Source organism: Lacrimispora sp., assembly GCF_032078915.1.
Classification (GTDB): domain Bacteria; phylum Bacillota; class Clostridia; order Lachnospirales; family Lachnospiraceae; genus Lacrimispora.
This window is the reverse complement of record NZ_DAMAUN010000037.1, coordinates 1-16,106: the sequence shown is the minus strand read 5'-3', so window position 1 is coordinate 16,106 and position 16,106 is coordinate 1. Positions and strand designations below refer to the sequence as shown.

The window sequence follows — 16,106 nt, the reverse complement described above, 5'->3', positions numbered from 1 at the left end:
GAAATTTATTTGCAGGAATAGATCCTCACTTCAAAGATCCCTGCTTCCCTGCTGCCGTATGTAGAAATTGGGCTGATCCGGATGGCATCTCCTACCGTTCCGTCAATAAAGAGCTGCTGAAGCCTCTGTCCATGGGACTGGGCCGCCATATGCTCCACAACCTCACCTTCCAGAAGGATGTCAACTTCATATTCCTTTAAAAGCTCAGACGGCGGCCCAGACTTTTGTCTGGATAGCACACCCTGGTTTATAGAAGGAGTAATCTCCCTGCTTAAATTGGAGTCCAGCACCAGACGTATTTCCCGGATGGGCGTCTTCTCTGGCAGGGATAGAAGCAGGGAAGGGCGGTCTTCTATGGCAGCACGCCAGCAGTTTGACTCTTCATTCACCGTTCTCGCCACTCCGTTTACCGCCTTTTCCGGCTCACATCCTGGAATATGGTGAGTTGCTGTCACCACTGCCTGCCTGGCGAAATCATCAGGGTCCTGGTTGGTAATAAAGGGGATATAGCAGTCATCCTTTAAAAGCTCCTGCTGCAGTTCCCCCACACAATCAAGGATTTCCCTCGGCCCCAGATTCCTTTTTACTGCCATGGAAGCGGCCGTACCTACCGCCTGACCAACGACCGCGCAAGTTCCCATAACCCTTGTGGAGGAAAATGCCACATGGGAACAGCTGATTGCCCTGCCTCCTAAAAACAGGTTCCGGATGTTCTTTGAATACAGACATCGGTAGGGAATGGTATATATGCCGTTTACCTGGTTCCAGACCGTTGGATCATCGTTCTCATTTAAAAAGCCTTCTACTGTATGAATGTCCATAGGCCAGCCCCCATAGGCTACAGCGTCATCAAACCGGAGGCTCTCCAGACAGTCCTTTTCTGTCAGCACATAATCACCTATGAGCCGGCGGCTTTCCCTTTTTCCAGGCAGAAACCCCACCCATTCCAGTTCCATACACTCCGCACCGTGTTCTCCGCCGTTTTTTATATGATCCCATACTCCAAATACAGCCTTTAACAGATCATCCCGAAGCTCTTCTCCATGGGAAATCACATCCCGTTCTCCGCCTCCCAGCTCGATCCACCAGTATCCGGAGGTGACATCGCTGTGATCCCGCAGCCTAAGCTGCTCCTCAGTATAGGTATTGGCCCAAAAAGGCTTTATAAAGGGCACCTCATGCCCCATATCCCGAGCCTTGAACATGAGGGAATTCCCCATGGTATAGGGGTCTTCTTTTTCCGGAGCAAGGGACTCTCCATATTGGGAGCTGCTTTCCCTTCCGATCCGGTACTCCGCTCCCGCCTTAGCTCCCAGAACGCCGTCACCCGTGGCATCTAAAAACAGAGTACCGAGAATGCGGAAGGTTTTCTCCGTTGTCATCTGCAGGGCACATACTGCCTCGATCCTGTCACCATCGCACAGAACCTCCGTCATATGTGTATTTAAATAAAGGGTCAGATTTTCCTGATAATGCACCTTTTCCCATAGAACAGAATCAAAAATCGGATACACCATCTCCGGATTTCTCCGCTTGTTTTCCAGAAGTATTTCTTCTAATATTCCTGTTTCCCGGGCATTTGGAACCGACATGTGATGGTCAGCCCCACAGATATGCATCCGGATTTCGGAGCTGGCATTACCGCCTAAAACTGGTCTGTCATGGATCAAAGCTGTTTTCACGCCTCTTCTTGCAGCAGCAATTGCTGCGCAGATGCCGGACATACCGCCCCCCACTACGACAAAGTCATAATGATATGTTTTCACGGGCTCACCCCCAGTTCTATGAGACGGCTCTGAACCTTTTTCACTTCAAGGGCTCTCGGCGCCGTACCGGAATCGGCACACATGGCTGCCGCAATTCCCACCGCCTGCCCCATATTGGCACAGATAGGCATAACGCGGTAATTGGAATGGGCCATGTGGGTTCCTGAAATATTTCTTCCCGCCAGATACAGATTATCAATTTCCAGAGGCACGAAACAGCCATAGGGGATGGTATATCCTTTTTCCTGCGGAAAATGCTTTTGACAGCCAGTTTCATCCAGTCCATTGCCCGTCAGATTGTGCACGTCGAAATTGAAGCTGGCCTTTGCTACCACCCAATTGTCAAATACCCTGGCCTCCAGGATATCCTGCGGACGAATGGTCTCTTCTCCCTTAAAATGCCTGGTTTCCCGGATTCCCACAAGGGAGGCGGAGCTGATGATATAACAGTTTTCAAAGCCCGGGACAAATCTTCTGAGAAAAGCAACGATCTCGTCCATCTGCTCTCTGCAGACCAGGGTTGCTTTTGTAAGATCTTCGGCCCTTGTACCGTCCACCCCGGTGCAGTTCGTCATGTTGCAGGTGACCACCCCGGGAAGTGTTGTCTTGTACAGGAGCACATGCCCCGCCGGACTGGGGAGGTGTTTCTTCCCAAGCTCCTGCAAATCCCCGTCAGGAAGGTCAAAGCTTTCTTCAAAGCCGCCAGGGAAAACTCCACGCTCCTCATCCACGCCTGCGACCTTAAACATGATCGTAGCCGGCTGCATGAGTCCGTCGCCTTCTCTGCCCATAAAATAGGGAGCCCCGGCCTTTGCGGCTATGTCACCATCTCCTGTGGCGTCAATGACGATCTTCGCAAGAACAGCCTCTCTGCCAGATTTGCTTTCCAGGATCACTCCTTTTATCACATTTCCCTCCATAATAACATCACTGGCAAAGGTATACAGCCTGAGACTAACCCCTGCCTCCATAAGCATACGGAGTAAAACCGTCTTTAAGCGCTCAGGATTAATGATCTGCCGGCCTCCCCCTGAAAACTCTGCCGAACGGCTCAGGATTTCCTCGTAAAATCCCCCTTCCGTACTTCCTGTCCAGTGGCTCATAAGTCCTGCCGTGGCGATTCCTCCCACATCTCCTGCCTGCTCCACCAGCATGGTCACAGCGCCTTCTCTTGCCGCTGCAACCGCTGCCCCGACTCCTGCCGGCCCTGCCCCCAGCACCAGCACATCCACCTCACGTATTACAGGTATTTCTCTTTTATTTTCCGTTATATATTTCATTTTCTCAACCTTATCCTTTCACTGCGCCAGCCACCAGGCCTTTGACAAGAAACTTCTGCCCCAGTAAAAATACGAGAAAAGCAGGAATCAGGGCAGAGGCCGCTGCCGCCATGACCAGATTATATTCCGTCACACTTTCTTCTATAAAATTCGTAAGGGCAATAGGAATTGTATACAATCGCCAATCGCTTAAAAATACCAGCGGCTCCAGATAGCTGTTCCAGTTCCACAGGAACACCACCATTGCAAGAGATGCCATATTGGGCTTAGCAATAGGCACCATGATCTTTAGCCATATGAGAAACTCGTGGGCCCCATCTACCCTTGCCGACTCTCTCAGTTCATCCGGGATCTGCATAAAATACTGGCGCATGAGAAATGTGCCTGTAATGGTGATCAAACCCGGAAGAATCAGGGTTAAATGGGTTCCAGTGAGCCCCATTTTATTAAACATGACAAACTTGGGGATCAGGGTCACCTGACTGGGGATCATCATAGTCGCCAGATAGATCAGGAAGAGGATATTCCGTCCTCTGAACTTTATTTTTGCAAAGGCGTACCCTGCCAGCGTGCTGGTAAGCACTGATCCCGTCAAATTGATGACGGCGATCTTTATGGAGTTCCAGTATGCCAGGCTAAAATGGTAATCCCTGACTGCCAGGCCTCCCACATTCCACACTTTCTTGTAATTATCAGGATAAAAATATTTTGGTATCCATTCAATCGGCAGCTTCATGACATCCAGGGGAAGTTTCATTGATGCCGAAAGCATCCATAAAAACGGGGTAACCATGGAGACAGCCAAAGCCCCTATGACTACGGTAAACAGGACCCTAAGGATGGTCCGTTGATGTTTCTTCATTTCAGGCGCCTCCTTTCTTCTTTATTGCCCATGTCCTTTGGGCATACAGGTATACCCGCAGGGTGTTTCTTCTTTATTGCCCATACCCTTTGGGCATACAGGTATACCCGCAGGGTGTTTTCTTAATAGCTGACCCATTTTTTCTGCCCTGCCCATTGGAACATGGTTATGCCAAAGAGGATCAAAAACAATATCCACGACATGGCGGAAGCATATCCCATCTTGTAGAAGGTAAAGGCCGAGGTATAAATATAGTAAACCAACACATTGGTGGCCGTTCCGGGGCCGCCTCTAGTCATGATCTGTATGGGTGCAAACACCTGGAACGAGGTGATGAACGTAGTAATGATCAGGAAAAAGGTAGTGGGTGACAAAAACGGGATCGTAAGCTTAAAGAATTTCTGAATCTCTCCTGCTCCGTCAATATCCGCCGCCTCATAAACATCCTGAGGAAGTCCCTGAAGTGCCGATGTATAGATCATATTGGCATATCCCACTCCCGACCATACAGTCATGAGCATCAGCGCTGGCAAAGCCCAGGTTGTATCTCCAAGCCACTGGGGAGGATTCTCCACTCCAAATAACTTCACCATCTGGGTAAATGGCCCCCAGGGGGAATACATCATCACCCAAACAATGGCAACCGCTACGATATTGGATATGTAGGGCATAAAAAGCGCCAGCCTCATGGGAAGTCTGGCAACGCAGTATTTATCAATGATGACCGCCAGAACCAGTGCCAGGAAAACGGTCAACGGCACCACTCCTACCGCAAAAATGATGGTGTTAATCAGGGAACTGGTAAACCATTCATCCTGCCACATATCAACAAAATTTTTAAGGCCGATGAAATCCCAGTTGCCGATCCCTTTGGTATAATCCCAGCTTGTAAAGCTGATGATCAGGGAAAAGATCATGGGAAATAAGGTAAAAAGGCAAACACCCACAATATTGGGCAGAATGAAAGCATAGCCGGTTAAATCCACCTTTAACTGTCTGCTAAGCCTGATTTTCTTCATGTTCAGTGGTTCCCTCCTTTCTTCTTTTTATTTTCCCGGGGCCGGGTAATGGAAAGCAGCCCCGGGAATTTTTTCTCTGATTATTTCTGCAAAAGCTCATCAGCTCTGGCTTTGGCCTTCTTCATGCCTTCCTCCGCCGTCTGCTTTCCGATAAAGATCCCTTCCAGTTCTTCCACCGCGATTTTCTTTACCTCTGCAATATGGTTGATGATAGAAGGAACCGCGTAATTGTCTGCCGGTGTTATGAGGATCTTCTGGGTGGTTTCCGCATCTAAATAATCCTCGGCTCCCATGACAAACGCCTCTGTTACCTCAAGGGCATTATAAGTATTGGAAGCCGGCACCCGGCCTCCTTCCACTACGGGAAGCATTCCCTCGGTGGCGTACCATTTTGCAAATTCCCATGCGGCGTCAATGTTCTGGGACTTGGGATTGATGCACAGATGATCCCCATAGCCTCCCTGGGTATAATTTCTCTGCCCTTTTTCCGCCACCGGATAAGGAGCGAATGCCGTCTTAAAGTCATGAGGATAACTGGCCTGGTCCTTAATACTTCTTACAATCCACGGTCCCACCGTCATGGCAGATTTTCCTGTCAGGAACATGCTTTCCTGAGACAGCTTCTGGGTCACAGAATCCGTATGAGTAGGAGATGTTTTATCCACATTCATCATGTTATTGATCAGTTCTACGGATTTAAGCACCACAGGATCATCAAAGCTGGTTTCCTTGTCATTTTTATACATAGGATCTCCGCCGCTTGTCTGGGCCACCAGGTAAGTGAAAAGATAGGTCAGATCCTGCTGGGAATTCCAAAACATGCCGTAAACCTTATCCTGTCCTTCTCCATGAGTCAGCTTTTTAGCGATCTCACGGAATTCGTCAAACGTCCATTCTGTGGGGATCTCTATCCCAGCCGCTTCAAACATGTCTTCATTTAATACGATTCCGTACTGATCCAGCTTTGTAGGAATGGAATAAGGCTTTCCGTTTATGTAATACGCCTCCGCCAGGGTCCCGAAATATTTTGTCAGTTGGAAATCATCACGGGCAATCAGTTCCGAAAGATCCAGTGCCATATTTCCTTCCGCACGCTTAGTCAGTGCATCCGTACTGTATGTCATATAAAGGTCCACACCGTCTCCTGAGAGAAGATTTGTTTCCAGCTTTAAATTTCCCGTATCATCATTTACAAACCGTTCGTACTCTACCTGTATCCCTTTGTCCTTGTAAAGCTGGTTAAAATTATCACAAACAGCCTGAGGACCTGCTTCCGCAGGAACGCCTCCCCACATCCGCAAAACCACAGGTTCTCCATTTCCTGCTTTTGGCGTTTCTGTTTTTGATTCGTCTGTTTTTGCCGTCTCCGAGGACGCAGTTACCTGTTCTGTTTTCTGGCCGCTCTGGCAGCCGGCCATCACTGACATTGCCATTAGAGATGCCATGCCGAGTGCCCCTAACTTTTTCCATTTTCTCATTGTACCTTCCTCCAATAGTTTTGATTTCTTTTATACTATAGCAAAAACAGCAGACAAGTGATATCCCTCTGTCTGCTGTCTTTCTTTCAATTCTTTCGATTTCCGGCTCCACTGGTTTCTTCTTTTACCAATACTTTAAAATCCTGCTATTTTTCTTTCAGATCCTGCTATTTTCCTCCGCTTTCTTTAACCAGGCCTGGCGATATTCCAAAGGAGACTGTCCCACGCTCTTTTTAAACTGGGTGCTGAAATAATTGGGATTAAAGATACCAACCTCATCTGCGATCTCATTTACCTTTAAATCGCTGCTTTCCAGTAAGTATCTGGCATGCTCCATCCTCACCCGGTATACATATTCCACAAAGCTGATCCCTTCCTCTTTTTTAAATATGTGGGAAAAATAACTGCCGCTCATGTTCACCATAGCCGCAATTTCTGCAACCTGGAGTTCTTCCTTCATATGGCTCCGGACAAAGCTCTTTGCTTCGGCAACCTCTTTTCTCAATATTCTGCCGCTGTTTGACTCATACTCCTTTTTATACTGTTCCAACAATTCCAATACGGATTGTCTGATTTTTTCAAGATATGTATAATCATTGATGGAAGCCTCCATGTTTATTCCGTTCTTATCCAGGAACAGATCTATATCTGCTCGGCTGCGGGCAAAGGAGGCTGCCAGGGTTCCATAGGCCCTTCTCAGAAGATAGCGGATTTCCTCAGGCTCCCACCGGTTCTTTTCATTCAGAAATTTAAATAATTCCTCCAGAAACTTCCTCATCCCGAAAAAATCGTGTTCCGCCGCCAGACGTTCTAAAACAGAGCTGTGAAACTCGGGCGGAAGAACCGCCTCTTCCTTAACATTCCTCCCGTATGGATGAAGCTTTCCAGGTTCCGAAAAAAAGCGCATGTTTAGCGTATCCCGGTTTTGAGCAATGGCATCCTTTAACCCTTTGATCCCCGTACATTCCCTGCTTAATGCTCCGCTTACCTCCAGGCCGTAATACTGTCTTGCACAGCTGGAAAAGATGCCAAACTCCTTCTCCATTGCTGTAAAAAAGGCCTTATGGTCCTGATTTTCTTCCGGATTTACTGCCACGGCAAAATCATATTCCCCATATTGGAACACTTCTGCACGGTGATGGCGGTTGAACAATTCACTAAGGATATTTTCCATGGTAAATATCAGGAGCTCCAAATCCATAAAATCCCCCTTTTTTCTTACCACCTTGAAATCATCGATGGTAATGGAGAGGATATGGAATGGATGGTCAAAATTTACGGAAAGAGGCAGCCTCATCAGTTCTTCTAAATATTTCTTCAAAAAGGTTTCAGAGTTTAAAATTCTTTTAAACAATCCCCTTTTTATGACTTCCAAATTCCGTTCCGCCAGTGCAGAGGCTTCCTGGACTGTGTCGGTCCCTTTTCCTGAGGAGGTGGCTTCATCCATGACTTTCAGCAGTTCCTCCGGCTTCACCGTCAATTTAAAAACATAATCAAACGCCCCCATTTTCATGGCATTTCTTACATTGTCAAAATCATTATAGCTGCTTAAGACAATAAACTGGATGTGAGGATATTTTTCCCTGCACACAGAGATCAGCTCAAAGCCATCCACCGGGCTCATCTTTAAATCCGTAAGTACGATATCCGGCTGGTACTGTCTGATCTTTTGAAGTGCCTCGTCCCCATCCGATGCATCACAGACAATCTGGTATCCATAGTTTTCCCATTTGATCAATGACTGGATTCCCAGGCGCACCAAAACCTCATCATCTACAATCATCACCCTTTTCATCCCCTGACTTCTCCTCTCTGATTACCGGAAGTGTGAACAATACCACCGTCCCTCTTGTTTTAAGACTTTCTATGGTCAGCCCATACTTATTGCCAAAGGTAATTCGGATATACTCATCCACATTCTTGATTCCGATGCCTGTCAGCTTGCTTTCCTTTATCCGGCCCTCTCTGGAGGCCTCAAATTGCCTGATGACATTGGGAGAAATGCCTACTCCGTCATCCTCCACATATATGTTAAGGCTGTCCTCCTCTGCCGATCCGTAAATCCGGATCAGGATTTCCTCCCTTTCCTTGTCATATCCATGGATGATAGCATTTTCTACAATGGGCTGAAGGATGAATTTAGCTGTTTTCAAATTCAAGATGTCTTCCTCAAGATCCATTTCCAGCCTGCAATGATTTCCGTAGCGGCAGTTTTGGATATAAAGATAATTCCTGATGTTCTCCACCTCTTCCGCCACCGTTACCAGGCAGTTTTCCCTGCTCATACTGTATTTTAATATATGGGCCAAGGCGTCGATTCCATCTACGATATTGTCCGCACCTCTTATGATCGCCATCCAGCGGATGGTTGATAAGGTATTGAATAGAAAATGGGGATTTAGCTGAGCCCGCAGAGATTCATACCGGTATTTTTCCTTTATCTCATGCTCGTTTTTAAGCTCTTCGAACAAATGGCGGATGTTAATGGACATTTGCCGGAAGGAGCGGTTTAACTGGCCGATCTCATCGGACCGCTTCATATCGATATCTTTTAAATCCATGTCCAGCGTATAATTTTCCATCTGGCCGCTGAGTTTGACAATGGGCTTTACCAGCATCCTGATGGAAAGATACAGAATCAAGACCAGCGCGCATATGACGATCAGGATGATCAGATTCATCCTGCGCCCGATCATTTCCACCTGATTGGTCACTTCCTGATAATTGGTAAAATGAAAAACTTTCATCTGCTGATCGTTAAACACCCACGGCTTTGGTATGGTGTAATAGCTTATAAGAAAGTTTCCTCCTGCAGACTGATACCGCAGGTTCCCGCTTTTTTTCTTCTCCGTCTCCCGGTATAGATTCCTGATATCCTCATCGTGAATGAGCCCCTGGGCGTCATTTTGCAAAAGCACGGTACCTTCTCCCACACAGACATAGGCCATGTCACCGGCATAGGCGTATTCCATCAAAAGGTCGCTGAATTTCTTCTGGTCAATGCTGATGATAAGCGTTCCTATGACGTTTCCCGTCGAATAATCCTTTAGAAGGGATTTCGCCAGAGAAATATAGGTCTGGTCTTTCTGTTCACCAATGATATAGGCCGGATTAAACATGGCCCATACTATATGCCCATTATTCTCCCTGCTTTTTTTCACCCAATCCTGATCCAGGAGAAACTGGTAATCCTGGTAATTCATGCTCCAGTTGGAGTAAATCCTGCTGTAATCATCGAACAGAATGATCTTCATATCCTGAACGAAATCAAATCCGCTGGCAATGCTCAGCTTATGTATCATCTGGTCAAAGTACTTCGTGTTGTCATATTCAGACGTATTGGGATCTGTGATGCGCTTTTGCAGCTCCTCGTCATAGACAAAGACATTGGTCAAAGCGGCAATGCTCTGTAAATTATCACAGATATTCCGCTCTCCTCTTGAGATGTTCTGAATGACTTTTTCACTCAGCTTATCCTGGATGAAATGTTCCATACTGACTCGTACGTAAATACAGGTCCCTGCCAAAGGCATGACCACGCATAGCAGTAACAGCAGAAACATACGAACAGATAATTTAGAAGGCTTTTTCATCCCTTTTCCTCTTTCCGGTATCATTTATATGCAGCTCCATATATCCGTCGCGACGAGCTTCTTGAACTATGGTCATTTTTATTATAGCAAATATTTTATTTCCTGCAAAGATGGTCATTTTTTTATATATGAAAACATTTCCTGAATCCCACTTGGTATTTTCGCTTTAAATCCAGTATATTTAAATTGATTTTTTTCAGATTTATATAAAAAAGCAATCCTGTCTACGACATCCTTTGAATCGCCATTTATTCGCAATCTGTTATTAACTCAAAGGGCTGTGTGCTAAATAATCAGCACACAGCCCCTGCCGGAATTCTATTCCGCTTTCCTTATTCTAAATATTTTTTAAAACCAGAACAGCCTGTCTTACTTTTTCCTCTGATGTCTGCCAAAGGGCATATTCATTTCTTTCAGGAAGCCCCATGCTATTTCCTGCTTTTCGATATGTCATCATGCTGTCCACCTCAATTTTTCCGGACATATGATAAGAGGTGATTCCGGTAAGCGGAATTAACTTTTCCATTACTTCAGCATTAATTCCTCCTGCTGCCAGGATTTCGATTCTTCCTGCACTTTTCTCATAAAGCTCTTTTAACAAATCTCTGCCGTCCCATGCATTTCCACACTGTCCGCCAGTCAAAATGGTATTCATTCCTAAAGAAACTGCCTGTTCCATCGTTTCCATTGGGTTTATGCAGGCATCAAATGCTCTGTGCAGTGCAGTATCCATGTTTCCGGCTAGTTTTATCAACTCGGACATTCTTTCCTCATTAAGCCGCCCATCCGGACTTAAGATTCCCATTACCACACCGTCGGCTCCACATTCACGGTACATCTGCACTTCTTCTTTTAATTGTTCAAATTCATAAGCATTATAGCAATAATCACCGTATCTGGGACGCAGAAGGACACGGACTTTTACATCCGTATATTTTTTTACCAGCTTAAACAGTGCCATTCCAGGAGTCACACCGCCGATTACCAGATTGCTGCAAAGTTCAATCCTGTCTGCTCCTGCGTTATCCGCATTTACCGCAGACTGCACACAATCTGCACATACTTCTAATACCGAATGTTTCATAATCACCTCATACTCTCAGAATTTCATTTTACCAAAAACCCGTCAGCCTCTTCAACCGCCGTTATAACTCTTTGTTTTTAAATATGCCAGATTCTATCTGCATATTTCTGTTCAAAAGCATTATTAAACTCTCTTCCTCCGTCAATATTAGCGCTCTTATAAACCGGAGGCTCATATCCTTTTGCCATCATATCTTGTATCGCTTCATAAATCATTTGCTGCAGAAGCAGGCATGTGCTGAATGAAGAGGTTCCGCAGACTTTGCAGTCCAGCCCTTCAACTTCCAAGGCAGCATCCCCAAATGTGGAATGGTTATCCAAAACCACATCTGCGAACTCATATAAAAGCTTACCGGAAGAATGTCTGGAGGTTGAACCTTTTGATACCTCCAGCGCAGTTACTACTATCAGCTTGTTTCCTTTATTCTTTATGTAATCAGCCATTTCTATTGCAAACGGGTTTCTGCCGGAGTTAGAGATCAGTATGAAAATATCATTCTCTCCTATGTTCACCTGGCGCATTAAAAACGGTGCATTTCCTTCCACACTCTCATACATTCCTTCTGCCTTGTCACGGATAAGCTTGCTTGGGATCAATCCTCCGGCTCTTCCGCATACTTCAATTGCACCTGCATAGGAATGCCCGCTTCCAAATGCCTGCAGGATTCCTCCATTTCTGATAGAATCAGAAACCAACATTGCCGCCTCATGAATGTGCTCCTGTTCAGCTGCCTCCAGTTGTTCCATAATTTTTTTTGATTTGTTAAAAAACTCTAATCCCATAATCTCTCTCCTTACTGTATCATTTCATGTTCTGCCATTCCCAGACCGGAACTTTTCTGCCCTCTGCCGGGAATGGTATGTTGTCTGTCTATCCTAAAAATCCAATTGCTGCAAAAATGATGGATGCCGCCATAACAATTAAGATTGCCTTCGTAGAGGTCATCTTTTTCTTTCCAAGTAAAACATAGATTGCAGCTACAATCAGAACAGGAACAAGGCTTGGCATGATCTGATCTAAAATGTCCTGTCCTGCCAAAGTGACATCTCCTGATGTAAAAGTTGCTGTAATATTCGCGTTTACTACAGTCGGAATCAAAGCACCGACCACGGTAATGCCAAGCAGTGTTGCCGCACTTGTCAATGCATCCAGCTTATCTTTTGCTGAGGCAATTAATTTTGTTCCCTCTCTGTATCCAATACCTACTGTGAAATAACGGAATGCCATGATTGCTATATTAACCAATAACCAGATCACGACACCTGTTACATTACCCTGCTGTCCCATATAAGCGGCTATAGAACCGCAAATCGTTGGTATCAGGACTCCAAATATGGTATCGCCAACGCCTGCAAAAGGCCCCATCAGACCGGTTTTAATGCCATTTGCTGTTTCGACCCCATCTGTACTGCTGTTTCTTCCCTCCGCCTCTGTGGCAATATCAATACCCAGTATAAATCCGCCCATATGGGGAGTCGTGTTAAAAAACTGCACATGATTTCTCATTGCTGCTTTTAAGTCATCTTCTTTTTTATATAATTTACGCAAGACCGGGAGTATAGAATACAGATAGCCTATTGCCATCATTTTTTCATAATTCCATGTGATCTGTGATGCCAGAATCCATCGTTTGCTTACACGATTTATATCCTGGCTTGTAATCTTTTCCTGATTAGTCTTCATATTCTCCATCTAACAATCCCTCCTGAACTGCACCCTGATTTACTACAACAACGTTCTGGTTTTTCGCCGCCTCCTGCTTAAATGCGATGATTGCCAGTGCAACTCCCATGATTGCCACCCCAACCATTGGCACTTTTAAATACGCTGCTGCAATGAATCCAATAAGTAGATAAGCGATATAATTTTTAACAGGAAGATATCTTAAAAGGATTGCAATACCCACTGCAGGAAGCAGTCCTCCTGCAACTGACAGGCCGCTCATTAGCCATTCCGGCATATGTTCTGTAATGGCATTTACAAGATTTTGTCCGAAAATCAGCATCAGGAAAACTGGTATCGCTCTGGAAAGCCCCCACGAAAAAGCTCCCAGCCATGTATTCCTTGCCATCCCCTTAAAGTCCATTCTTTCGATCGCAGCCTCGACTCTCTTGGAAAAGAACACATTGGAAAATCTTGCAAGGACGTCCAGTTGAACCATCAAAAGTCCTACAGGCACCGCCAGTCCCATACCAAACTCCATTCCCTTTCCTGATGTGATTGCAAATACGGTTCCAATCATCGCACCAGTCACATAATCAGGTATGGATGCCCCTCCATATGTACCTACTCCAAGGATCATCAGCTGAAGAGTCGCTCCTACTGCCAGACCGGTTCCTATATCCCCCATAACAATACCGGTGATCGTCCCAATAATAACCGGCTGGTTTGCAAATATAGATGTAGATAAGCCTTCACAAATAAAAAAGAAAGCTAATAATGTCAATACTATTATCTGCCACACTTGAATTCCCATTCCCTATGCCTCCTTTTTAATTTATAAAAGATGTAAATTTCTTCTTATCGTCATTCGGTACCATCTGGGCATATACTAACACGCCGGATTTCTCTATATCCTGAATATCCTTAATTTCTTCCTTCGTGCAGTAAACGGACTTAAATATTTGTTTCCGTCCGTTTTTCACTCCCATGTTTCCAATGTTTACTTCTTTTACTTTGACCCCTGCTTCAAGCAGTTCACGGATTATATTCGTCCTCCTTACAATGAGGAATACTCTCTGTCCTGTGTAAGCACCTTTGTTCAGCTTCCTCGCTGCAGAAGCTACTGACAGGACACTTAGCCTGATACCGGAAGGAACCGCTGCCTGCAGAGCCTTTTTGCTGATCTCATCGCTCAAGATGTCGTTGTCTACTATCATAATTCTTGTGACGCCAAGGGTACGTGTCCAGTAAGTTGCCACCTGGCCGTGAATCAGACGTTCATCCAGCCTGAAATTCACAATCCCGTTATTTTCCACCGGCTCAGCAGATCCAACAGCTTCCTTTGGCTGTTTTGCGGCGGATACCCCTTCTCCGGTAATTATTTCTCTTGACTGTTCGATCGCACTCTCTAACGTATCACCTATATTCAATGCAATCATCATACCCAGACATAATCCTGATACCAGTGCAATCGTTGGATACTCATGTCTTATGGTAATTGCTGCATTATAAGGCGTTCCCCCCTTTATGTCAGAAATAATCGCCAGACACTGTTCTTCTCCTTTTTCCGCTATAATCTCCCTGTAGGCATTCTCAACCGATTCTTTCGTCATTTCTTCTGTAAATGTCACTACTGAAAACTGGGGTGCTGCTCCGGTAATCATTTCGCAGCTCTTTTTACAAGCCACAGCATATTCCCCATGTGAAGCAATAATATAATACATATCCCTTCCTCCTAACGTCTCCAAAAACTTTTTATTGGCTATGTCACCCTCCCCATCATTTAACGGTCATTAATAACCCTCGAACATCTCTGACTCCTTTCATGACTGAAATTTACAATTTATTATGCATAATAACTTGAGACTTATTATAAATAAAAACACTTTAAAAATGTTTGAATTTCGCTTTTTGGAAACTTTTTTAGCAACTTCCCCTTAATTGTTCAAACATAATTTGGTCATTTCTCACAAAAAAGACAGACTCTTCATGAAAGTCTGTCTTTTCTCGATTTAACTATTTTTCTCTTTTCTCTTTCCTGATTTTTCTATAGCTGTCCACAATTAAATCCACGACGATACGTTCAATCATCAGATGATTCTGCACAACCGTGGTTAAATGATATAAGACCGGATACGTGATACAGGGATCAGATGCCGCCTCTTTATTCGATGTAATAAGCGCGATCCTGCCCTTCGTTTTTTTGATAAATAACTTGGATGAATTCAAGGCTTTCATCCCATCCCTATAAATATACTGGCCTGAATTGGAGAATATAATAATCAGAGTATCCTCGTCTGCCTGATTAATGAATTGTTCCTGCTTTATATCAAAAAGATTTGTTTTTATATATTTCCTCTCCTCAGCAAACATATACATAAAATCCATAGCAACCGTTTCCGAATAAACGGCTCCGAATGCAGCAATTTTATCATATTCATAAATAGCCTCTGCCAGTTTTTGAATCTGCTCCATATTAATTCCGGACAGGAAATTATTAATATCCCCGGAAAGCACATTCAAATATCGTTCTATTCCTTGTGCTTCAATAAACTCGTTCATCGACAATTTTTGTTCGTTTCCGGTATATCTGCTTCTTTTCTTCTCATTCCTCACATTATCCCTAAACTCTTTGTAATCCTCAAAGCCAAGGCGCTTTATGAATTTAGAAAGTGTTGACTTGGAAATGTGGCATTTTGCCGCGACCTGGTCAATGGGTAAAAATTCAACCTCATATATCATATCCAGCAGACTTTTCGCGATATGCGCCTCTGTAGAACCAAACTCACAGTCATTCAGTAAATTTAACAAGCGGTAAGCCACAATATACATCCATCATCATCCCCAATGCAAGAAATGTCTGTTTCTTTTATAGTAAGTATATTGTATATTCTGAATTTGTCAACTTTTTTCTCCTTGAATTCACCGAATTTTCTAACGTGTCCCGGGAATTACTTTAATGGATTTTGTTTCCAATATTCCTCTATAGAGAATCCAATGCCTGCCTCAAATCTTCGATAAGATCCTCCGCATCTTCAATGCCCACGGACAAACGAAGGGTATCATCATAAACTCCTGCTTTTTCCCTTTGTTCCTTTGACTGTCCAAAATGTGTGGAGCTTGCGGAATGTACGATCAAGGACTTTGCATCTCCTACGTTTACCATGTAATCGAAGATGCGGACCCTCTCCAACACCTTCTTGGCCGCCTCCAGGCCTCCTTTAAGGCGGATGGACAGTATTGCGCCAGGGCCTTTAGGGAAATACTTTTTCGCCAGGTTATAGTAAGGACTGCTCTCTAACCCTGGATAGGATACCTGCAGAATCTGCGGATGGCTTTCTAAGAATTGTGCCACCTTAAGG

General features: G+C 44.8%; 14 protein-coding genes. All 14 read right to left on the bottom strand.

Annotation, left to right across the window (positions count from 1 at the left end):
* Positions 1-5 precede the first annotated feature (5 nt).
* A complete protein-coding gene (locus RT269_RS15375) occupies positions 6-1,766 on the bottom strand; it encodes an FAD-dependent oxidoreductase (RefSeq protein ID WP_313183834.1) in 1,761 nt (586 codons plus the stop codon).
* The gene (locus RT269_RS15370) at positions 1,763-3,046 is read right to left on the bottom strand and encodes an FAD-dependent oxidoreductase (RefSeq protein WP_313183832.1); all 1,284 of its coding nucleotides are present in this window, start codon (positions 3,044-3,046) and stop codon (positions 1,763-1,765) included. The genes RT269_RS15375 and RT269_RS15370 overlap by 4 nt, the downstream gene beginning before the upstream one ends.
* Positions 3,047-3,056: 10 nt before the next feature.
* A complete protein-coding gene (locus RT269_RS15365; RefSeq protein WP_313183831.1) occupies positions 3,057-3,908 on the bottom strand; it encodes a carbohydrate ABC transporter permease in 852 nt (283 codons plus the stop codon).
* Positions 3,909-4,030: 122 nt separating this feature from the next.
* Positions 4,031-4,927 carry a carbohydrate ABC transporter permease gene (locus tag RT269_RS15360; RefSeq protein ID WP_313183829.1) on the bottom strand — a complete coding sequence of 299 codons (897 nt, stop codon included), beginning with the start codon at positions 4,925-4,927 and terminating at the stop codon, positions 4,031-4,033.
* Between the two features lie 80 nt (positions 4,928-5,007).
* Complete coding sequence (locus tag RT269_RS15355) at positions 5,008-6,405, bottom strand: ABC transporter substrate-binding protein (RefSeq protein ID WP_313183827.1); 1,398 nt, start codon at positions 6,403-6,405, stop codon at positions 5,008-5,010.
* A gap of 157 nt (positions 6,406-6,562) precedes the next feature.
* The gene (locus tag RT269_RS15350) at positions 6,563-8,200 is read right to left on the bottom strand and encodes a response regulator transcription factor (RefSeq protein ID WP_313183825.1); all 1,638 of its coding nucleotides are present in this window, start codon (positions 8,198-8,200) and stop codon (positions 6,563-6,565) included.
* Complete coding sequence (locus RT269_RS15345; RefSeq protein WP_313183823.1) at positions 8,175-9,998, bottom strand: cache domain-containing sensor histidine kinase; 1,824 nt, start codon at positions 9,996-9,998, stop codon at positions 8,175-8,177. The genes RT269_RS15350 and RT269_RS15345 overlap by 26 nt, the downstream gene beginning before the upstream one ends.
* Before the next feature lie 337 nt (positions 9,999-10,335).
* Positions 10,336-11,082 carry a copper homeostasis protein CutC gene (locus tag RT269_RS15340; protein WP_313183821.1) on the bottom strand — a complete coding sequence of 249 codons (747 nt, stop codon included), beginning with the start codon at positions 11,080-11,082 and terminating at the stop codon, positions 10,336-10,338.
* Between the two features lie 77 nt (positions 11,083-11,159).
* The gene (locus tag RT269_RS15335; RefSeq protein WP_313183819.1) at positions 11,160-11,864 is read right to left on the bottom strand and encodes an SIS domain-containing protein; all 705 of its coding nucleotides are present in this window, start codon (positions 11,862-11,864) and stop codon (positions 11,160-11,162) included.
* 88 nt (positions 11,865-11,952) lie between these two features.
* A complete protein-coding gene (locus RT269_RS15330; protein WP_313183818.1) occupies positions 11,953-12,774 on the bottom strand; it encodes a PTS system mannose/fructose/sorbose family transporter subunit IID in 822 nt (273 codons plus the stop codon).
* Complete coding sequence (locus RT269_RS15325; RefSeq protein ID WP_312444407.1) at positions 12,755-13,558, bottom strand: PTS mannose/fructose/sorbose/N-acetylgalactosamine transporter subunit IIC; 804 nt, start codon at positions 13,556-13,558, stop codon at positions 12,755-12,757. The genes RT269_RS15330 and RT269_RS15325 overlap by 20 nt, the downstream gene beginning before the upstream one ends.
* A 16-nt stretch (positions 13,559-13,574) precedes the next feature.
* Positions 13,575-14,468 (bottom strand): PTS mannose/fructose/sorbose transporter subunit IIAB, encoded by an 894-nt coding sequence (locus tag RT269_RS15320; RefSeq protein WP_313183816.1) that lies wholly within the window; start codon positions 14,466-14,468, stop codon positions 13,575-13,577.
* Positions 14,469-14,760: 292 nt separating this feature from the next.
* Entirely contained in the window at positions 14,761-15,576 is an 816-nt protein-coding gene (locus RT269_RS15315; RefSeq protein WP_313183815.1) for a MurR/RpiR family transcriptional regulator, read from the bottom strand.
* A 151-nt stretch (positions 15,577-15,727) separates the two neighbouring features.
* On the bottom strand, positions 15,728-16,106 hold a 379-nt coding region (locus RT269_RS15310), incomplete at its 5' end, for a PLP-dependent transferase (protein WP_313183813.1).